Source organism: Streptomyces sp. NPDC039736 (genome assembly GCF_055596485.1).
The window spans coordinates 1-18431 of the sequence record NZ_JBVIUQ010000005.1; the positions used below are offsets into that span (position 1 = coordinate 1).

Here is an 18431-nt window from a genome sequence, read left to right on the forward strand (position 1 = left end):
CGTTGACTTTTGGCACGCTGTTGAGTTCTCAAGGAACGGACGCTTCCTTCGTACTCACCCCTGCGGGCTTTCCTCCGGACGTTTTCGTTCGGTGTGTTTCCAACCTTACCAGATCATTTCCGCGCCGTTTCCGGTTCGAATTTTGTTTCCGGTGGCCATTGGAGGGCCTTTGCCTTTCGGCGTGTTCACTACTTTAGCCGCTTTCCCCGGCGGCTCACAATCGGGCCATTGGGATCGGAATTCGGGCATGCCGAAATTCGAACCCGTGAGGGGAAGTCGTAGTAGTGGTTGGCCGCTCCGGGCTGCTCGGTCGGGTCCGATGGACCGTTCCGACAGCAGTGCCCGTCTCAAGCGGCTCGGGCCACGTTAGGCGTGTGACGGGGCCGAGTCAAGTCGCCCGGCGGCGCGGCTTGTGGGCGCGGTAGGGGCTGACCGTGGGGTCGCCGGCGATCCAGAAGCGCCAGGGGTGGACCGCGCCCTCGCCGCCCACTCCGGTGCGGGGGCCGTTTTCCCGCTGGTCAGGCGGGGCCGGGGTGCCGTGCAGTACGGACAGCGGGGCTTCCGGGTCGGTGCAGAGGTCGGTGCCGTCGAGGGCGCGGGTGATGTCGAGACCGGTCGCCAGACGGGCGGGTCCTTTGGCCAGTTCGTTGTCGTTCCGGGCTGAAAGTCGTCGTGTGCGGACGAGGTCGGCACCGGCGGTGATCTCGCCGGCGCGGAGGAGGACACCGCTGGCCTTGCCCTCGGGGCCGCAGACCAGATTGAGGCTGAACCACATGCCGTAGATGAAGTAGACGTACGCGTGGCCGGGCGGGCCGAACATCGAGGCATTGCGGGCGGTGCGGCCGCGGTAGGCGTGCGAGCCCGGGTCTCCTTCGCCGTCGTACGCCTCCACCTCGGTGATGCGCAGTTCTATCGGTCCCTCGTCCGTGCGACGTACCAGGGTGCGGCCCAGCAGGTCCGGGGCCACGTCCAGGACGGGGCGGTCGAAGAAGGGGCGGGTGAGCGGCGTACGGTCCGGTTTCGGGGCGATCATGCCTGCCGAGGGTAACGGAACCCGGGTTGTCACCGCTCGTTGTGCGGGTACCCGCGGAACCTGGCGTCGGCATCGAGCGTTCGTACTGGTCAAGGCTGGAAGAGTTAAGGGGAGAGCATGGGATTCAAGAAGCTGCTGGCGAGCCTGGGCTCGGGCGGGGCGACCGTGGAGACGGAGCTCACCGAGGCGAACGTCGTGCCGGGCGGGGTCGTGCAGGGCGAGGTGCGGATCCAGGGCGGGTCCGTGGACCAGCAGATCGAGGGGTTGTCCGTCGGGCTCCAGGCGCGCGTCGAGGTGGAGGGCGGCGACCAGGAGGTCAAGCAGGACATCGAGTTCACCAAGGTGCGGCTGGGCGGTGCCTTCGAGGTGAAGGCGGGGGCGGTGCACGTGGTGCCGTTCGGCCTCGACATTCCGTGGGAGACGCCGGTGACGAGCATCGCCGGGCAGCAGCTGCGGGGCATGGACATCGGGGTGACGACGGAGCTGGAGATCGCGCGGGCCGTGGACTCCGGGGACCTGGACCCGATCAGCGTGCATCCGCTGCCGGCGCAGCAGGCGATCCTGGACGCCTTCGTGCAGCTGGGGTTCCGGTTCAAGAGCGCGGACATGGAGCGCGGGCACATCCGGGGGACGCGGCAGAAGCTGCCGTTCTACCAGGAGATCGAGTTCCTGCCGCCGCAGCAGTACCGGGGGCTCAACCAGGTCGAGCTGACGTTCGTCGCGGACGAGCGCGAGATGGACGTGATCCTGGAGATGGACCGCAAGGGCGGCATGTTCAGCGAGAGCAGCGACTCCTACCGGGCGTTCCAGGTCGGGCTGAACGACTTCCAGGGGACGGACTGGGCCGCGTACCTCAACCAGTGGCTGGCCCAGGTCGGCGGGCAGCGCAACTGGCTCTAGGGTCGGCAGGGTCCCGTACGAGTGCTGAGCGAGTGAGCAGGAAGAGGAAGGTGTTGACGTGACCGAGGGCAAGAGGGCGCCGCTGCCGCACGACTTCCATCCACCGGTGGCGGCCTTCAGCGTGGTGAGCGACGACGTCGCCGAGGGCGCGGATCTGAAGGACGCCCAGGTGTACGCGGCCGGGAACACCTCGCCGCAACTGCGCTGGGAGGGCTTCCCGGCGGAGACCAAGAGCTTCGCGGTGACGTGCTTCGACCCGGACGCGCCGACCGGCAGCGGGTTCTGGCACTGGACGGTCTTCGACATCCCGGCGACGGTGACCGAGCTGGTGGCCGGCGCGGGGTCGGGGAAGTTCGAGGGGCTGCCGGAGGGCGCCGTACAGGCGCGTAACGACTACGGGTCGAAGGAGTTCGGCGGGGCCGCTCCCCCGGCGGGCGAGCGCCACCGGTACGTGTTCACCGTGTACGCGGTGGACGTGGAGAGCCTCGCCGCCCTGGGGGTCGACGCCGACACTCCGCCGGCCGCCGTCGGGTTCAATCTGCGGTTCCACACGCTCGGGCGGGCACAGCTCGTCGCGGAGTACGAGGCTCCGGCCGAAGGCTGAGCAGGGGCTGAGCAGGGACTGAGCCGCAGTCCGAAAGATTCACGGGGTATTTGCCCGTTCCCGGTCTTGAAAGAGATCGGGAACGGGCAGTTTTTGTTTGGGGGGCCGATGATCCCCCGCCGGGGACGCCGTTAATGCGTTGTCCATTGGGGCGTGTCCCGCCAGAGTTGACCCCAGCCCGCCACGGGGTGGGCCGGCACACGGAGGGTGGGCGGGATGCGTGACACGCTGGTTCTGAACGCGAGCTTCGAGCCGCTGTCGACGGTGACGTTGAACCGTGCGGTGGTGCTTGTCCTGACGGACAAGGCCGTGGTCGAGAAGTCGCATCCCGGGCTGCGCATGCGTGCCGCCGCTGTCGATCTTCCGGTGCCGATGGTGATCCGGCTGAGCCGGTACGTGCGCGTGCCCTTCCGAAGACAAGCTCCGTGGTCGAGGCGGGGAGTGCTGATACGGGACCAGCACAGGTGCGCGTACTGCGGGAAGCGGGCGACGACCGTGGACCACGTGGTGCCGCGGTCGCGCGGGGGCGGTGACACCTGGTTGAACACGGTGGCCTCGTGCGCCGAGGACAATCACCGCAAGGCGGACCGTACGCCGGAGAAGGCGGGGATGCCGTTGCTGTTCGAGCCGTTCGTCCCGACGCCGGCCGATGCGATGTTGCTGTCGCTGCGGGGCGCGGAGTGGGACGCGCTGCCGGACTGGCTGGCGGAGTCCGCCGCCTAGGGGTGCGGTCGCAGGAAGAGGGAGCCCGTCTCGTGGTGGAGGCGGGCTCCTTCGTGTGCGTGCGTCCGGGGGCGTCAGGCCAGCAGGAGCTGGATGATCGCGACGATGCCGACGGCGACGATCACGCCGCGCAGGACGGTCGGGGGCAGGCGGCGGCCGACCTTGGCGCCGATCTGGCCGCCGAGGGCGGAGCCGACGGCGATCAGGAGGACGGCGGTCCAGTCGAACTCGGCGACGAAGAGGAAGAAGACGGCGGCGACTCCGTTGACGACGGCGCCCAGGATGTTCTTGACGCCGTTGATCCGCTGGAGGGAGTCGTTGAGGAGCAGGCCCATGAGGGAGAGGTAGAGGACCCCTTGGGCGGCGCCGAAGTAGCCGCCGTACGCGCTGGCGAGCAGGAGGCCGGCCAGGAGGGCGGGGCCGCCGTCGGGGTGCGGGCCGGTTTCCGGGTCGCCGTTCTGGGCGCGGCGGCGCTTGAGGGCCGCGGAGAGCTTGGGCTGGAGGACGACCAGGATCAGGGCCAGGCCGATCAGTACCGGGACGATCGTGTCGAAGGCGGAGGAGGGCAGGGCGAGGAGGAGGACCGCGCCGATCAGGCCGCCGAGGAGGGCGGTGAGGCCGAGCCGGAGGATGCGCCGGCGCTGGCCGCGCAGCTCCTTGCGGTAGCCGATGGCGCCGCTGATGGAGCCGGGGACCAGGCCGAGGGTGTTGGAGACGTTCGCGACGACGGGCGGCAGGCCCGTGGCGAGGAGCACCGGGAAGGTGATCAGGGTGCCGGAGCCGACGATGGTGTTGATGGTGCCCGCGCCGATGCCTGCGGCGAGGACGGCGAGCATCTCCCAGGTCGTCATGCGGCCCTACCCCTCGTGCTGAGTGCTGCGTGCTGATCGCTGCCGTGTGCAGCGATCATGCACGAGGGGGTGGCGGGTCAGTCGATGGGGGGCTGTTCGCGGCGTTGCCCGCTGTTCTGGGAGCCGCCCGAAGCGCCGCCCATGGGGCCGAAGTTGCCCATCGCCCCGGAGAGGCCCTTGAGCGCGTCGCCGATCTCGCTGGGGACGATCCAGAGCTTGTTGGCGTCGCCCTCGGCGATCTTCGGGAGCATCTGGAGGTACTGGTAGGCGAGCAGCTTCTGGTCGGCGTCGCCGGCGTGGATGGACTCGAAGACCGTACGGATGGCCTGGGCCTCGCCCTCGGCGCGCAGGGCGGCGGCCTTGGCCTCGCCCTCGGCGCGCAGGATCGCGGACTGCTTCTCGCCCTCCGCGGTGAGGATCTGGGACTGCCGGATGCCCTCGGCGGTGAGGATGGCCGCGCGCTTGTCGCGGTCGGCGCGCATCTGCTTCTCCATCGAGTCCTGGATGGAGGTCGGCGGCTCGATCGCCTTGAGCTCGACGCGGTTGACGCGGATGCCCCACTTGCCGGTGGCCTCGTCCAGGACGCCGCGCAGGGCCGCGTTGATCTCCTCGCGGGAGGTCAGGGTCCGCTCCAGGTCCATGCCGCCGATGATGTTGCGGAGTGTGGTGACGGTGAGCTGCTCGATGGCCTGGATGTAGCTGGCGACCTCGTAGGTCGCGGCGCGGGCGTCGGTCACCTGGTAGTAGATGACGGTGTCGATGTTGACCACCAGGTTGTCCTGGGTGATCACCGGCTGGGGCGGGAACGGGACGACCTGCTCGCGCAGGTCGATCCGGTTGCGGATCGAGTCGATGAACGGGACGACGATGTTCAGGCCCGCGTTCAGCGTGCGGGTGTAGCGGCCGAAGCGCTCGACGATGGCGGCGCTGGCCTGTGGGATGACCTGGATCGTCTTGATCAGGGCGATGAAGACCAGCACCACCAGAATGATCAGGACGATGATGATCGATGACATCGCTTCCCCGTGCCCTTCGTGTTGCTCGACGCTGCGCGGCCGGGCCGGTGGTCCGGTGCCGCGGTGATGATCGAGTTTTCCAGATGGCGGTACGCCGTGCAGGGCGTTCCGGACAGCTTTCCGTGCGGCGTGCGGTGGCTCACATGACGACGGCGGTGGCGCCGTCGATCTCGATGACGTCGACCTGCTGGCCGGGCTCGAAGGTCTGTCCGGCGTCCAGGGCGCGGGCCGACCAGATCTCCCCGGCGAGTTTGATGCGGCCGCCCTCGCCGCCGTCGACGCGTTCCACGACGACGGCCTGACGGCCGCGCAACGCGTCGACGCCGCTGGCCAGTTGCGGGCGTTGACTTCGGTGCCGGGTGGCGATGGGACGTACCACCGCGATCAGGACGACCGAAACGGCCGCGAACACCAGTACCTGGGTGACGAGACCGCCGCCCAGGTAGGAGGTGAGCGCCGCCGCGAGCGCGCCGACGGCGAGCATTCCCAGTTCGGGCATCGTCGTGACGACGAGAGCGATGCCGAGCACCGCCGCGCCGATCAGCCACCAGAGCCATGCGTCCATGTTCACAACGGTCATGGTAGGGGCGGCCGGACGGCGCGGACAGGGCGCACAGGGGATGCGTACCGGCCCAAGTCCGTTGCGTACGGGCAGACTTAGCCGAGCGGGAGGCCCTGGGCGGTGTAACGGTCGCCGCGGTGCTCGACGAGGAGCGGCAGGCCGAAGCAGAGGGAGAGGTTGCGCGAGGTCAGCTCGGTCTCGACCGGGCCCGCGGCGAGGACCTTGCCCTGGCGGATCATCAGGACGTGGGTGAAGCCCGGCGGGATCTCCTCGACGTGGTGCGTGACCATGATCATCGAGGGGGCGTACGGGTCCTTGGCGAGGCGGCCGAGGCGGCGGACCAGGTCCTCGCGGCCGCCGAGGTCGAGACCGGCGGCGGGCTCGTCCAGCAGGAGCAGTTCGGGGTCGGTCATCATGGCGCGGGCGATCAGGGTGCGCTTGCGCTCGCCCTCGGAGAGGGTGCCGAACCTGCGGTTCAGGAACTCGCTCATGCCCAGGCGGTCGAGGAAGGCGCGGGCGCGCAGCTCGTCGACCTCGTCGTAGTCCTCGCGCCAGGTGGCGGTCATGCCGTACGCGGCGGTGAGGACGGTTTCCAGGACGGTCTGCCGCTTGGGCATCTTGTCGGCCATCGCGATGCCGGCCATGCCGATGCGGGGGCGGAGCTCGAAGACGTCCACCCTGCCGAGGGTCTCGCCGAGGACGGCGGCGGAGCCGGCGGAGGGGAAGAGGTAGCTGGAGGCGATGTTCAGCAGCGTGGTCTTGCCGGCGCCGTTGGGGCCGAGGATGACCCAGCGTTCGCCTTCTTTCACCGACCAGGAGACGTCGTCCACCAGAGCCCGTCCGTCGCGGACCACGGATACGTCCACCAGCTCCAGTACATCGCTCATGAGCGCGTTGTCTCCCCATGCAGTATCGAAATGTCGCGTGTGCCTGTGGGCACAGCGCCCAAGGAAAACCTACGCCACCACTCGGACGGTCCGGCCCTTGGGATGGGTGCGGGCCGGAATCTAGGCTGGGTCGCATGCTCACGGAACCACGTTCAGGAATGCTGGCGGCTTGGGGAAATGCCCTGCTCGGGGGATTTGTCTCACCGGACGACGCCGCGACGGCCATCGTCGGCGAGGACGCGGCGCACCGGGTGACCGGCGTGCCGGGCGAGGCGGGGCCGGTCGGGCTCACGCTCGCGCTCGGGCGGCTGCGGGCCCTGGGGGCGACGGGGTTCCGGGTCGCGCTGCCCGCGCCGGGGCATCCGCTGGGGCTGAGCGGGCCGCCGGAGTTCAACGCGCGGGCGCTGGAGGCCGAGGAGGCGGTGGTCTGTGCGGGGGCCGCGCTCGGGCTCGTGCCGGAGGTGGCGAAGATCGGACCTGAGGGGGACGTGCGGGTCGAGGTGACCTGGGTGTGTTCGCCGGTACGGGACGCGCCGCCCGCGGACGTGCCGTCGCTCGGGGAGGCGGAGCGGGAACTGGCCGAGGCGCTCAGGGACGCGACGGCGGTGCTGGCGCGGCTGGACGTGGCGGGGTCGGGGCCGGTGGCGGAGGCGGCGCTCGACGCGTACCGGGCGCGGTCGGAGGCCGGCGGGGAGGTGCTGGCGCCCGGGTATCCGCCGCGGGCGGTGCGGGTGCTGGAGATGGCGCGACGGGTGGGGCTCGTGGTGTCCCTGGCGTACCGGAACGGGCACGGGGGTGCGGTCAGCGCTTCCGAGATGTGGGCGCGGACCGAGGCGCTGCGGCCGGTGGAGCGGGTGACGCGGCGGGCGATGGTGGCGGCGTACGGGGCGATGGTGGAGCGCACCGTCTGAGCCCCGGGTGCCGCGGCCGGGCCGGGAACGGCGAGAGCCCCGCGGCCGGGACCGCGGGGCTCTCGGGAGGGGCCGGCGTCAGCTGTTCACGCCGTGGTTGCCGAACGCGGGGTTCAGCAGGCCGATGACGTTGACCGTGTTGCCGACGATGTTGACCGGGACGTGCACCGGGACCTGGACCTGGTTGCCGGAGCCGACACCCGGGGAGTTGGCGGCCTTGCCCTCGGCCTCGGCCTCGGCGAACGCGGCACCGGTGGAGGCGCCCGCGGCGAGACCGGCGACGGCGAGGACCACGGCGGCCTTCTTGGCAGTGTTCATGAAAGATGATCCTTCTGCTGTTTACGGGTGCGGCCCCGACCCCGGGACCGCAGGTTGAAGAACGCGCCAGACGGGGGAACGACACGGCTGTCGGCGCGGATCCGCACTTTCGAAGCAATGGCGCCCGCGGGCCGACTGTGCGCGCGGGGACGCGGGAAGCGGCTCCCGGGCAGTGCCGGGAGCCGCTTCCCGCTGTGCGACGGGTCTCGTCGCCGATCCGGTCGGTCAGTGGTTGAGGCCGAGGTTCCCGAACGCCGGGTTGAGACCGCCGATGACGGTGACGGTGTTGCCGACCACGTTCACGGGAACGTCGACGGGGACCTGGACCAGGTTGCCCGAGCCCACGCCCGGGGACTGGACGGCCTTGCCCTCGGCGACCGCCCCGGGGTGGCCGTGGCCGTGGCCCGGGCCGGTCGCGGAGGCGGCGCCCGCACCGGCGGCGACGAGCCCGCCGGCGACCAGGGTGACAGCGGCGGCCTTCTTCAGGTTCTTCACTTCGGTTCCTCCTCGCGGTGGCCGCGGCAGGGCCGCCGCAGCACACCGTGGAGAACGCCGTCGCGGCGATCGGGTTGCGCCGAACGGGTTACGTATACACGACCGTATGAATTTGAGACCGGAGGACGACGGTCCGGAAGGCGGCGGGTCAGTCGGTCAGACCGTGCCTGACCGCGTAGAGCGCGGCCTGGGTGCGGTCGGCGAGGTCCAGTTTCATCAGGATGTTCGAGACGTGGGTCTTGACGGTCTTCTCGGAGAGGACGAGGGCGCGGGCGATCTCGCGGTTGGAGCGGCCGTCGGCGATGAGGGCGAGGACCTCGCGTTCGCGTTCGGTGAGGGAGCTGCCGCGGCCCTGGCCGTGCTGCGGGTCGTCCTGGGCGAGCAGGGCGCCGGCGACCTCGGGCTGGAGGAGGACGTGTCCGGCGTGGACGGAGCGGATGGCGCCGGCGAGGGCGTCGGGGTCGACGTCCTTGTAGACGTAACCGGAGGCTCCGGCGCGCAGTGCGGGGACGACGGTGCGCTGCTCGGTGAAGCTGGTGACGATCAGGACCTTGGCGGGGTTGGCGAGTTCGCGCAGCCGGCGCAGGGCCTCGATGCCGTCGGCGCCGGGCATCTTGATGTCCATCAGGACGACGTCGGGGCGCAGGGACTCCGCCTGGGCGACGCCCTCGGCGCCGTCGCCCGCCTCGCCGACGACCTCTATGTCGTCCTGGATCTCGAGGAAGGTGCGCAGGCCGCGGCGGACGACCTGGTGGTCGTCGACGAGCAGGACGCGGATCTTCGGTTTCGTCGTGGACGGGCTGCTCGGGCCGGGCTCAGGCACCGGGGACCTCCAGGGTGATCGTGGTGCCCTTGCCGGGCTCCGAGTGCACGGTCAGGGTGCCGCCGACGCCGCTCGCCCGGTCGCGCATCGAGACCAGCCCGAGGTGGCGGCCGGCCCGGCGGACTCCGGCGGGGTCGAAGCCGCGGCCGTCGTCGGTGACGGTGAGGCGGGTGCGGTCGGCCGTACGTTTTTCGAGTACGACGTCGACGCGGGAGGCGCCGGAGTGGCGCAGGGCGTTGTGCAGGGCCTCCTGGGCGACGCGGAGCAGGGCCTCCTCCTGGGCGGCGGGCAGGGCGCGTACGCCGCGGCTTTCGAAGACGACACGGGCGGTGTGGGCGCGGTCCATGACCTGCACCTGGGTGCGCAGGGTGGCGACCAGGCCGTCCTCGTCGAGGCCCGCGGGGCGCAGTTCGACGACGGCGGCGCGCAGTTCGTCGGCGGCCTCGGCGGCGAGGGCGGCGACCTGGTGCAGCTCGTCCTTGGCGCGGGCCGGGTCGCGGTCGACGAGGGCGGCGGCGGCCTGGGCGGTGAGGCGCAGCGAGAAGAGCTTCTGGCTGACCGCGTCGTGGAGTTCGTGGGCGAGGCGGGAGCGTTCCTCGGCGATGGTGAGCTCGCGGCTGCGCTCGTAGAGGCGGGCGTTGGTGAGCGCGATGGCGGCGTGCTGGGCGAGGAGCGTGAGGAGTTCCTCGTCGGCGGGGGTGAAGCCGCAGCCGCCGGGCTTGGGTCCCGGGCAGCGCTTGTTGGCGAGGAAGAGGGCGCCGATGACCTCGTCGCCGTCGCGGATGGGGAGGCCCAGGAAGTCGGACATGTCGGGGTGGGCGTCCGGCCAGCCCTCGAAGCGGGGGTCCTCGCGGACGTCGGCGAGGCGCTCGGTGGCGTTGCCGTGCAGCATCGCGGCGAGGATGCCGTGCTGGCGGGGCAGCGGGCCGATGGCCTTCCACTGCTCGTCGCTGACGCCGTCGACGACGAACTGGGCGAAGCCGCCGTGGTCGTCGGGGACGCCGAGGGCGGCGTACTCGGCGTCCAGGAGGTCGCGGGCGGAGGCCACGATCGTCTTGAGGACGTCGCGGACTTCGAGGTGGCGGCTCATGGCGAGGAGGGCGGAGCTGATGGCGGCGAGGCCGCCGGGGGGTGCGAGGGGGCGGCCGGGGGTCATGTCGGTCACCGTACCGGTGGGGGGGTGGGGGTGTATCGGGCCTGGGGGTGAGAAGGGGAAGGTCGGAGGGACTAGGTCTTGGGGGGTAGGGGGCCCGGGGGGGGCGCGTGGGGCCTTGTCGGGCGGGAGCGCGGTAGGGGGCTCGGGGAAGGGGGGCACCCGGGTGGGCCGGGAGCGGGAGGGGCCGCCCCCTTGCCCGCCCTCCCCCAAGCTCTCGGCTTCGCTCGAGCAGGGGGTACCCCCCTCGCCCCCTTGGGGCGGCCCCGTCGCCCAAGGGAGCTCGGGGCGGAGGGTGGCTACAAGGCTCAAGGGGGCGGGGGTGGAGGGGTCGTTGTGGCGATCAAGGGGGGTGGGGCGGAGAGGGTCACGGAGGGCTTTGCGGGAGTTACGTGGGGTGAGGTTGTTACGTGGTCGATGTGAGGCCGGGCATAGGACGCAAGTCACTTACGAAGGGGCGTAGTGGCGGCGTAAAGGGGGTGTGAGCGGGGAGTGTGGGGGGCCGGGACGGTCCCGCGGGAGGGCCGTCCCACTATCGGGGGTCGTACAAGGGGTCTTTGCGCGGGGATTTTGCGGGCGCTAACAATTGCAGCCGTCGCGGAGTCCGCGGCACTCCCCGTCCCCTCCGAGAGGTACGTCCGTATGTCCTCCGCCTCTGGCCATGGCCGCCGTCTGACCAGGTCCCACCGGGCCTCGATCACCGGTGTCGCCGCTCTCGGCGCCGCCTCCCTCGCCCTGACCCTCCTGCCCGGCGGCGGCGCCACCGAGACCGGGGCGCACGGCATGGCCTCGGTCGCGATGGTCGCTCCCCAGGGCACCGGCCAGATGCAGGCGAAGGTCGTCGAGCAGCACGCCGCGGCCGACAAGCGGGTCAAGGACCGGGCCGCCCGGGAGAAGGCCGCTGCGAAGGCCAAGGCCGACGCCCAGGTGAAGAAGCGCGCCGGGCAGAAGACGGCCGCGAGCCGTACCGCCGCGCGCAAGCCGGTCTACGCGAACAACCTGAACGGCTGGATCCGGGAGGCGCTCGCCGTCATGAAGGCGAAGGGCATCCCCGGCTCGTACAACGGGCTGCACCGCAACATCATGCGCGAGTCCACCGGCAACCCCCGCGCCAAGAACGGCTGGGACATCAACGCGCGCAACGGCACGCCGTCGATCGGCCTGCTCCAGGTCATCCAGCCGACGTTCAACGCGTACCACGTGTCGGGCACCCCGCACGACATCTACCACCCGGTCTCCAACATCGTGGCCGCGGCCAACTACGCGGCGGCGCGCTACGGCTCCATCGACAACGTCAACGGCGCCTACTGAGTCCTCTGGACGTGCGGAAGGGCGGCCCCCGGATCATTCCGGGGGCCGCCCTTTTTTCCGTACCGTCGGCTAGCGGGTCACTTGCGCATGACCTCGGGCTCGTGGCGCCGCAGCAGGCGCGCGACCACGAAGCCGCAGATCAGGCCGAGGGCCAGCAGAACCGCCATGTTGATGCCCCACTGGGAGACGGTGCGCTCCCACAGCGGGTCGAAGTTGGTGGGGTTCTTCTGGTCCCACGGCGGCATCAGGTGCGCCAGGTCCAGCGTGGTGCCGGCGGCGGCGATGGCCCAGCGCGAGGGCATCAGCCAGGCGAACTGCTCCAGGCCGATCTGGCCGTAGACCTGGAAGAGGATGCCGGTGAAGACGACCTGCACGATCGCGAACATCACGAGGAGCGGCATCGTCTTCTCGGAGGTCTTCACCAGCGAGGAGATGACCAGGCCGAACATCATCGAGGTGAAGCCGAGCGCGATGACGGCGAGGCAGATCTCCACCGCGGGCGGCATGATCAGGCCCTCCTTCGGGAGTTCCCGGGTGGAGAAGCCGATCGCGCAGATGATGACGCCCTGGAGCGCGGTGATCACGCCGAGGACGATGACCTTGGACATCAGGTACGCGGAGCGGGACAGGCCGGTGGCCCGCTCGCGCTCGTAGATGACCCGTTCCTTGATCAGCTCGCGGACCGAGTTCGCGGCGCCGGAGAAGCACATGCCGACCGCGAGGATCAGCATGATCGTTCCCGCGTCGCCGTTGAACCGGGACGGCGGCTTGGGCGGGCCGAGCCCGAAGTCGGCCGGGATGACGACGCTGACCAGGCCGAGGACGGCGGGCAGGATCACCATCAGGCCCATGAAGCCCTTGTCGGACGCGATGACGGAGACGTACCGCCGGATCAGCGTCATCAACTGGGCGCCCCAGCCCTGCGGCTTCGGCGGGCGCATCTGCTGCGCCGGCGGCATGTGCACCGGGCTGGCGGCGACCGCGTCGATGTCCGCGGCGTACATCTGGTAGTGCTGCGAGCCGCGCCAGCGGCCGGCCCAGTCGTAGTCGCGGTAGTTCTCGAAGGCGGAGAAGACGTCGGCCCAGGTGCTGTAGCCGAAGAAGTTGAGGGCTTCCTCCGGGGGGCCGAAGTAGGCGACGGAGCCGCCGGGGGCCATCACCAGGAGCTTGTCGCAGATGGCGAGCTCGGCGACGGAGTGGGTGACGACCAGGACCGTGCGGCCGTCGTCGGCGAGGCCGCGCAGCAACTGCATGACGTCGCGGTCCATGCCCGGGTCGAGGCCCGAGGTCGGCTCGTCGAGGAAGATCAGGGAGGGCTTGGTCAGGAGCTCCAGGGCGACCGAGACGCGCTTGCGCTGGCCGCCGGAGAGGGAGGTGACCTTCTTCTCCTTGTGGATGTCCAGCTTGAGCTCGCCGAGGACCTCGTCGATCCGCTGCTGGCGCTCCGCCTCGGAGGTGTCCGCGGGGAAGCGCAGCTTGGCGGCGTACTTGAGGGCCTTCTTGACGGTCAGTTCCTTGTGCAGGATGTCGTCCTGCGGGACCAGTCCGATGCGCTGGCGCAGCTCGGCGAACTGCTTGTAGAGGTTGCGGTTGTCGTAGAGGACGTCGCCCTTGTTGGCGGGCCGGTAGCCGGTGAGCGCCTTGAGGAGGGTCGACTTCCCGGAGCCCGAGGGGCCGATGACCGCGATGAGGGACTTCTCGGGGACGCCGAAGGAGACGTCCTTGAGGATGTCCTTGCCGCCGTCGACCGTGACGGTCAGGTGGCGGGCCGAGAAGGAGACCTCGCCGGTGTCGACGAACTCTTCGAGGCGGTCGCCGACGACACGGAAGGTGGAGTGGCCGACGCCGACGATGTCGTTGGGGCCGAGCAGGGCCGTGCCGGACTTCGGCATCGGCTGGCCGTTGATGTACGTGCCGTTGTGCGAGCCGAGGTCGCGGATCTCCATGCGGCCGTCGGGCGTCGCGTGGAACTCCGCGTGCAGGCGCGAGACCTGGAGGTCGGAGACGACCAGCTCGTTCTCCAGGGCGCGGCCGATGCGCATGACGCGGCCGAGTGCCATCTGGTGGAACGTGGTCGGGCTGCGGTCGCCGTAGACCGGCGGCGCCCCCGCGGCACCGTCGGGCCGGCTGCCCTGCGCGGACGCCTGGGGCTTGTTCTGCTGGTACGGCGGCTGGGTGCTCTGCGGGGTGCCCGGGGGCTGGTGGTGCCCGGGGGCCGCCTGGCCCTGCGCGGGCTGCTGCTGCCAGCTCGGCTGCCGGGCCCCCTGGTGCTGCGGGGGCTGGTGCCCCTGCGGAGGCTGGTGGTGGCCCTGCGGGGGCTGGTGGAACTGGTGCTGGGCGGGCGGCTGCTGCCAGCTCGGCACCTGCTGGCCGCCGGGGCCGCCCTGCGGGCCGTGCGGCTGCTGCGCGGAGCCGCCGCCCCCGCCGCCCGGGCCGGACAGGACGAGCTGCGGGCCGTCGGTGGCGTTGCCCAGGTGCACGGCGGAGCCGGGGCCGATCTCCATCTGGTGGATGCGCTGGCCCTGCACGTACGTGCCGTTGGTGCTGCCGTGGTCTTCGATCACCCAGCTACGGCCGCCCCAGCTGATCGTGGCGTGCCGCCAGGAGACCCTGGCGTCGTCCACGACCACGTCCCCCTGGGGGTCCCGCCCCAGGGTGTACGACCTGGACGAGTCGAGAGTCCAGGCCCTTCCATTCAATTCCAGTACGAGTTCCGGCACTCCATGCCCCACTAGTTGTCCCCCGTAGTTACGCCCGTCACCGGGAGTCTAGGGATGGTGAACATCGGGGGGAACTATTTCAGGCCCGGGCTCGAATACGAAAGTCGGGCCATGTGAAAAGGGGGCGCGGGCAGCCGTCGCACGCCCGTTGACTCGGCAGAAACACCATCGGAGAGTGGTAAGCGGCCATGAGTCCGTACGTCTGCGCACGGATCATGCAGGAGCCGGGCGAAGAGGACTTACCGGTACGGATCGGGTGGTCTGATGGGCGGGAACGGTCGGGTCGGAATGCGCTGGGGCGATGTTCTTCTCGCCTCCATTGCCGCTGTGAGCTGGGCTTTGGTCGGAATGGCGGGCACCGCGGCGCTCGGTCTGCATCTGCTCGGGGCGGACGCCGCGGGGTCGCTGCGGTCGATGACGGCCGCGCTCGTCGTCCTGGCGGTGGGCGGTTCCGTCACGCCGACCGGGAACGTCTCGGCCTTCGGTCTGGAGGGGGCCGCGGCGCGGACGGCCGTCGATATTGCGCCACTTGGGGTGGGTCTGGTCGGGGCGCTGTTGCTCGGATTCTTCTTCCTGCGCTCGCTCAGGAGCGCGGGGCGGGAGATTCCCGGCACCGAACTGGCCGTGCGGGCGGTGTCGGTGCTGGTGTTGTTCCTCGTCACGCTGGGTGGTCTCGCCTGGGCGGGTCACGACGTCATCACGATTGACGGCGCCGGGCTCGGACTCGACCGCGTTCCCGGGAACGATCTTCCTGGCGGCATCGCGGACCGGCTCCCGGGCGAGCTCGGCGGACTGCTTCCGGACCGGATCTCCGATCTCGTCGACGCGAAGGCCACGGTCGGTTTCTCCGTCGATACGGGGACATCGCTGGTGAGCGGTGCGGGGTGGGCGGCGGGGGTGCTGGCGATCGCGCTGCTGGCGTCCCGAGGGACCCCGCTGCCCCGGGGGTGGGACGCGGTGCACCGGGTCCTGCGGCCGGCCTCGTCGGCGCTGGTGGCGGTGCTGGTGATGGCGGTGGCCGCCGGTCTCGCGGCCGCCGGGTACGCCGCGGTCGGGGACGAGCGGCCGGGGCGGGTGCTGGGCGCCGCGCTGCTGGGAGCGCCGAACGGGGTGTGGCTGGCGTTGCCGCTGGGGTTGTTCGTGCCGTGGCAGGGGCGGGCGACGGGGGCACTGGTGGAGGTGCTGCCGTCGCCGGTCGACGCGCTGCTGTCGGGCGGCGACGAGCGGCCGCTGTCGGTGGGACGGCTCGCGGAGCTGGACGGGCGGGTGTGGCTGCTGGTCGTCGCGGTGCTCGTGATGATGCTGTACGCCGGTGTGCTGGCCGCGGTGCGGACCCCGCGGGAGGACCTGTCGCGGCCGGGGTACGCCGGGCAGTGCGCGGTGGCGCTCGGGACGGTGACCGGGCTGGGACTGCCGCTGCTGGTGTGGTGGGCGGGGGTGTCGGCGGACGCTTCGGTGTCGGTGCTGGGGTTCGACGCGATCGGGGCGGGGCTCGTGCTGAGCGGGAACGTGCCGCTGGCGCTGCTGCTGGGTGTGGGGTGGGGGGCAGCGGCGGGGGCGGCGGGGGCGCTGCTGGCCTGTGCGGCGGGCGCGGAGGGGTCGCGGGCGGCGCGGTTGGCGCTGCCGGACGGGGAAGGGGATCGGACGTATCCGGATCTGGCGTACGTGCCGGGGCCTTACCGGCCGTCGCCGTCGTACGGGCCGGGGGGTGCGGCGGACGGTACGAATCCGTATCTGCGGCCGGTGCGGGAGGTGGGCGACGCGGGGCGGGTCGGGCCGGGGACGCCGGGGCGGGCGGGTGCGGCTGCGCCGCCGCCTCCGGAGGAGGGACCGCCGCCGCCGGGGGTTCCCGGGAGGGGGCGGAAGTAGGGGCCGGCCGCGCGGTACCCCGCGCCCCCTGACGCGTGCCCGGGGAGGCTGTCCGGGAGGTAAGACGGGTGGGGGACGGGGGGCGGGGGCCGGATACGGTGGGGGGACCATGAGCGCACTGCCGAACAATGACGTCCCCACCCTTCTCGTCAAGATCTTCGGGAAGGACCGGCCCGGGATCACCGCCGGGCTCTTCGACACCCTCGCCGCCTACTCCGTCGACGTCGTCGACATCGAGCAGGTCGTCACCCGTGGCCGCATCGTGCTGTGCGTGCTCGTCACCGAGCCGACCGTGGCCGCCGCCGGTGAGCTGCGGGCGACCGTGCACAGCTGGGCGGAGTCGCTGCGGCTCCAGGCCGAGATCATCTCGGGTGTGGGCGACAACCGGCCGCGGGGCAGCGGCCGTTCGCACGTCACCGTGCTCGGACATCCGTTGACGGCGGAGTCGACGGCGGCCATAGCGGCCAGGATCACGGACACGGGCGGGAACATCGACCGCATCTTCCGGTTGGCCAAGTACCCGGTCACCGCCGTGGAGTTCGCCGTGTCGGGGGTGGAGACCGAGCCGCTGAGGACCGCGCTCGCGCTGGAGGCGGCGGGGATCGGGGTGGACGTCGCGGTCGTGTCCGCGGGCCTGCACCGGCGGGCGCAGCGTCTGGTGGTGATGGACGTCGACTCGACGCTCATCCAGGACGAGGTCATCGAGCTGTTCGCGGCGCACGCCGGGTGCGAGGCGGAGGTGGCCGCCGTCACCGAGCAGGCGATGCGCGGGGAGCTGGACTTCGAGCAGTCCCTGCACGCGCGGGTGGCGTTGCTGGAGGGGCTCGACGCGGGGGTCGTGGAGAAGGTCAGGGCCGAGGTGCGGATGACACCGGGGGCGCGGACGCTCGTACGGACGCTGAAGCGGCTCGGGTACCAAGTGGGCGTCGTCTCCGGGGGGTTCACCCAGGTCACGGATGCGCTGAAGGACGATCTTTCGCTGGACTTCGCGCAGGCGAACACCCTGGAGATCGTCGGCGGGAAGCTGACCGGGCGGGTCGTCGGGGAGGTCGTGGACCGGGCGGGCAAGGCGCGGCTGCTGCGCCGGTTCGCCGCCGAGGCGGGGGTCCCGCTGGACCAGACCGTGGCGATCGGGGACGGCGCGAACGACCTCGACATGCTCAACGCGGCGGGTCTCGGCGTGGCGTTCAACGCCAAGCCGGTGGTGCGGCAGGCCGCCGACACGGCGGTGAACGTGCCGTTCCTGGACACCGTGCTGTATCTGCTGGGCATCACCCGTGAAGAGGTCGAGGCCGCGGACGGGGACGCGGAGCACGAGCACTGAGGGGTGCGGCGCGGGGGCGCCGGCAGCGGTTCCGCCGCCGGCGCCCCCTGCCGTGCACGCCTGATCAGTCGTGCGGGGCCCAGTAGTCGGTCAGCCTGGCCGTGCCGAGTTCCACGGACTTCCACGGGCCGGTGAATTCCAGGACCGCGTACGTCGCGGTGGGGAAACCGCCCCTGGTCAGCTTGGCCAGCGCGTCCGGGTCGGACTGGCCGGCGAGTCCGTCGGCGACCGCGTGCATGCCCGGGTTGTGGCCGATGACCAGCAGGTTCGTGACGTCGTCGGGGGTCTCGTTGAGGACGGCGACGATCTCGCCCGGGGAGGCTTCGTAGAGCCGGTCCTCGTAGACGGTCTTCGGCCGGTGGCCCAGTTCCTGCACGGCCAGCTTCCAGGTCTCACGGGTCCTGGCGGCGGTGGAGCACAGGGCCAGGTCGAAGGTGAGGCCCGTGTCGGCGAGCTTGCGGCCTGCGGTGGCGGCGTCCCGGCGGCCCCGGTCGGCGAGCGGCCGCTCGTGGTCGGACACCTGCGGCCAGTCGGCTTTGGCGTGCCGGAGAAGGACGATCCTGCGGGGTGTGTCGACGCTCATGCACCCCAGCTTCGCACGAAACCCGTGTCGGGGCCCGGGGTGTTGACACCGTCCCCCACCACGGGTGACCGGTCAGAGCGGCAGTACGTCCAGGAGCAGGGTCACCAGGTACGCGATGCCGGGACCGTCCTGCGCGGCGGGCGACGCGTGCGCCTGGCCGGGGCCGGTCAGCAGGGCGAGGAGCAGGGCGAAGGAGAGCGCCGGGAGGACGACGGACCACCACGGCAGGCGGCCCCCGGCGGGGGTCCGGCGTGCGGTGCGGGCGGGGTGGTGAGCTGGGGCCGACATGGCCGCCTCCGTGAGGTCTGCGGGCGGGAACCCGGTGGATGCCTCAAAACTACGGAGCGC

Annotated in this window: 19 protein-coding genes; 7 read left to right on the forward strand and 12 right to left on the reverse strand. The window is 71.3% G+C overall.

The window, feature by feature from the left end; translation table 11 throughout:
* Positions 1-388: 388 nt before the first annotated feature.
* A complete protein-coding gene (locus tag ACZ56L_RS16650) occupies positions 389-1030 on the reverse strand; it encodes a DNA-3-methyladenine glycosylase (RefSeq protein WP_471065210.1) in 642 nt (213 codons plus the stop codon).
* A 120-nt stretch (positions 1031-1150) separates the two neighbouring features.
* On the opposite strand from ACZ56L_RS16650, the gene ACZ56L_RS16655 reads away from it, so the two are divergent.
* The 3 genes from ACZ56L_RS16655 (at position 1151) to ACZ56L_RS16665 (ending at position 3260) form a co-directional block, all read left to right on the forward strand.
* Entirely contained in the window at positions 1151-1933 is a 783-nt protein-coding gene (locus ACZ56L_RS16655; protein ID WP_345224382.1) for a sporulation protein, read from the forward strand.
* Positions 1934-1991: 58 nt separating this feature from the next.
* On the forward strand, positions 1992-2537 hold the full coding sequence (locus ACZ56L_RS16660; RefSeq protein ID WP_471064710.1) for a YbhB/YbcL family Raf kinase inhibitor-like protein: 546 nt from the start codon (positions 1992-1994) through the stop codon (positions 2535-2537).
* A 216-nt stretch (positions 2538-2753) separates the two neighbouring features.
* A complete protein-coding gene (locus ACZ56L_RS16665; RefSeq protein WP_345224377.1) occupies positions 2754-3260 on the forward strand; it encodes an HNH endonuclease in 507 nt (168 codons plus the stop codon).
* 74 nt (positions 3261-3334) lie between these two features.
* Here ACZ56L_RS16665 and ACZ56L_RS16670 read toward each other — a convergent pair whose 3' ends face one another.
* The 4 genes from ACZ56L_RS16670 to ACZ56L_RS16685 form a co-directional block, all read right to left on the reverse strand.
* Positions 3335-4111, reverse strand: coding sequence for a sulfite exporter TauE/SafE family protein (locus ACZ56L_RS16670; protein WP_471064712.1), 777 nt, complete (start codon positions 4109-4111; stop codon positions 3335-3337).
* 77 nt (positions 4112-4188) lie between these two features.
* Entirely contained in the window at positions 4189-5127 is a 939-nt protein-coding gene (locus ACZ56L_RS16675) for an SPFH domain-containing protein (RefSeq protein WP_345224373.1), read from the reverse strand.
* Positions 5128-5266: 139 nt separating this feature from the next.
* Entirely contained in the window at positions 5267-5707 is a 441-nt protein-coding gene (locus tag ACZ56L_RS16680) for an NfeD family protein (RefSeq protein ID WP_345224371.1), read from the reverse strand.
* A gap of 77 nt (positions 5708-5784) precedes the next feature.
* The gene (locus ACZ56L_RS16685; RefSeq protein ID WP_345224368.1) at positions 5785-6576 is read right to left on the reverse strand and encodes an ABC transporter ATP-binding protein; all 792 of its coding nucleotides are present in this window, start codon (positions 6574-6576) and stop codon (positions 5785-5787) included.
* 134 nt (positions 6577-6710) lie between these two features.
* Here ACZ56L_RS16685 and ACZ56L_RS16690 point away from each other — a divergent pair, with 134 nt between their 5' ends.
* Positions 6711-7487 (forward strand): hypothetical protein, encoded by a 777-nt coding sequence (locus tag ACZ56L_RS16690; protein ID WP_468684307.1) that lies wholly within the window; start codon positions 6711-6713, stop codon positions 7485-7487.
* Between the two features lie 78 nt (positions 7488-7565).
* On the opposite strand, the gene ACZ56L_RS16695 is transcribed toward ACZ56L_RS16690, so the two are convergent.
* The 4 genes from ACZ56L_RS16695 to ACZ56L_RS16710 all read right to left on the reverse strand — a co-directional run bounded on the left by ACZ56L_RS16695 (position 7566) and on the right by ACZ56L_RS16710 (position 10279).
* Positions 7566-7805, reverse strand: a complete 240-nt coding sequence (locus tag ACZ56L_RS16695; protein WP_345224364.1) for a chaplin — start codon at positions 7803-7805, stop codon at positions 7566-7568.
* A 225-nt stretch (positions 7806-8030) separates the two neighbouring features.
* The gene (locus ACZ56L_RS16700) at positions 8031-8300 is read right to left on the reverse strand and encodes a chaplin family protein (RefSeq protein WP_468684304.1); all 270 of its coding nucleotides are present in this window, start codon (positions 8298-8300) and stop codon (positions 8031-8033) included.
* A gap of 148 nt (positions 8301-8448) precedes the next feature.
* The gene (locus tag ACZ56L_RS16705; RefSeq protein ID WP_401757901.1) at positions 8449-9123 is read right to left on the reverse strand and encodes a response regulator; all 675 of its coding nucleotides are present in this window, start codon (positions 9121-9123) and stop codon (positions 8449-8451) included.
* Entirely contained in the window at positions 9116-10279 is a 1164-nt protein-coding gene (locus ACZ56L_RS16710) for a GAF domain-containing sensor histidine kinase (RefSeq protein ID WP_471064716.1), read from the reverse strand. Before ACZ56L_RS16710 ends, ACZ56L_RS16705 begins: the two co-directional genes overlap by 8 nt.
* Before the next feature lie 639 nt (positions 10280-10918).
* On the opposite strand from ACZ56L_RS16710, the gene ACZ56L_RS16715 reads away from it, so the two are divergent.
* Positions 10919-11587, forward strand: a complete 669-nt coding sequence (locus ACZ56L_RS16715) for a transglycosylase SLT domain-containing protein (protein WP_468684297.1) — start codon at positions 10919-10921, stop codon at positions 11585-11587.
* 77 nt (positions 11588-11664) lie between these two features.
* On the opposite strand, the gene ACZ56L_RS16720 is transcribed toward ACZ56L_RS16715, so the two are convergent.
* Positions 11665-14319 carry an ABC transporter ATP-binding protein/permease gene (locus ACZ56L_RS16720; protein WP_345224353.1) on the reverse strand — a complete coding sequence of 885 codons (2655 nt, stop codon included), beginning with the start codon at positions 14317-14319 and terminating at the stop codon, positions 11665-11667.
* Between the two features lie 276 nt (positions 14320-14595).
* Here ACZ56L_RS16720 and ACZ56L_RS16725 point away from each other — a divergent pair, with 276 nt between their 5' ends.
* Complete coding sequence (locus ACZ56L_RS16725; protein ID WP_471065212.1) at positions 14596-16176, forward strand: streptophobe family protein; 1581 nt, start codon at positions 14596-14598, stop codon at positions 16174-16176.
* A 109-nt stretch (positions 16177-16285) separates the two neighbouring features.
* Positions 16286-17500: a phosphoserine phosphatase SerB gene (gene serB / locus ACZ56L_RS16730; protein ID WP_345224350.1), complete on the forward strand. Its 1215-nt coding sequence runs from the start codon at positions 16286-16288 to the stop codon at positions 17498-17500.
* Between the two features lie 64 nt (positions 17501-17564).
* Here serB and ACZ56L_RS16735 read toward each other — a convergent pair whose 3' ends face one another.
* Both ACZ56L_RS16735 and ACZ56L_RS16740 read right to left on the reverse strand, forming a co-directional pair.
* Positions 17565-18083 carry a SixA phosphatase family protein gene (locus ACZ56L_RS16735; protein WP_345224348.1) on the reverse strand — a complete coding sequence of 173 codons (519 nt, stop codon included), beginning with the start codon at positions 18081-18083 and terminating at the stop codon, positions 17565-17567.
* A gap of 72 nt (positions 18084-18155) precedes the next feature.
* Positions 18156-18371: a hypothetical protein gene (locus ACZ56L_RS16740; RefSeq protein ID WP_345224345.1), complete on the reverse strand. Its 216-nt coding sequence runs from the start codon at positions 18369-18371 to the stop codon at positions 18156-18158.
* Between the last annotated feature and the right edge of the window lie 60 nt (positions 18372-18431).

Bases quoted from the DNA above. Each gene is read 5' to 3' on its own strand.
- ACZ56L_RS16670 (WP_471064712.1), bottom strand. From the start codon at position 4,111: ATGACGACCTGGGAGATGCTCGCCGTCCTCGCCGCAGGCATCGGCGCG.
- ACZ56L_RS16740 (WP_345224345.1), bottom strand. From the start codon at position 18,371: ATGTCGGCCCCAGCTCACCACCCCGCCCGCACCGCACGCCGGACCCCC.
- ACZ56L_RS16665 (WP_345224377.1), top strand. From the start codon at position 2,754: ATGCGTGACACGCTGGTTCTGAACGCGAGCTTCGAGCCGCTGTCGACG.
- ACZ56L_RS16655 (WP_345224382.1), top strand. From the start codon at position 1,151: ATGGGATTCAAGAAGCTGCTGGCGAGCCTGGGCTCGGGCGGGGCGACC.
- ACZ56L_RS16680 (WP_345224371.1), bottom strand. From the start codon at position 5,707: ATGACCGTTGTGAACATGGACGCATGGCTCTGGTGGCTGATCGGCGCG.
- ACZ56L_RS16735 (WP_345224348.1), bottom strand. From the start codon at position 18,083: ATGAGCGTCGACACACCCCGCAGGATCGTCCTTCTCCGGCACGCCAAA.
- ACZ56L_RS16695 (WP_345224364.1), bottom strand. From the start codon at position 7,805: ATGAACACTGCCAAGAAGGCCGCCGTGGTCCTCGCCGTCGCCGGTCTC.
- ACZ56L_RS16685 (WP_345224368.1), bottom strand. From the start codon at position 6,576: ATGAGCGATGTACTGGAGCTGGTGGACGTATCCGTGGTCCGCGACGGA.
- ACZ56L_RS16715 (WP_468684297.1), top strand. From the start codon at position 10,919: ATGTCCTCCGCCTCTGGCCATGGCCGCCGTCTGACCAGGTCCCACCGG.
- serB (WP_345224350.1), top strand. From the start codon at position 16,286: ATGAGCGCACTGCCGAACAATGACGTCCCCACCCTTCTCGTCAAGATC.
- ACZ56L_RS16675 (WP_345224373.1), bottom strand. From the start codon at position 5,127: ATGTCATCGATCATCATCGTCCTGATCATTCTGGTGGTGCTGGTCTTC.
- ACZ56L_RS16710 (WP_471064716.1), bottom strand. From the start codon at position 10,279: ATGACCCCCGGCCGCCCCCTCGCACCCCCCGGCGGCCTCGCCGCCATC.
- ACZ56L_RS16690 (WP_468684307.1), top strand. From the start codon at position 6,711: ATGCTCACGGAACCACGTTCAGGAATGCTGGCGGCTTGGGGAAATGCC.
- ACZ56L_RS16725 (WP_471065212.1), top strand. From the start codon at position 14,596: ATGCGCTGGGGCGATGTTCTTCTCGCCTCCATTGCCGCTGTGAGCTGG.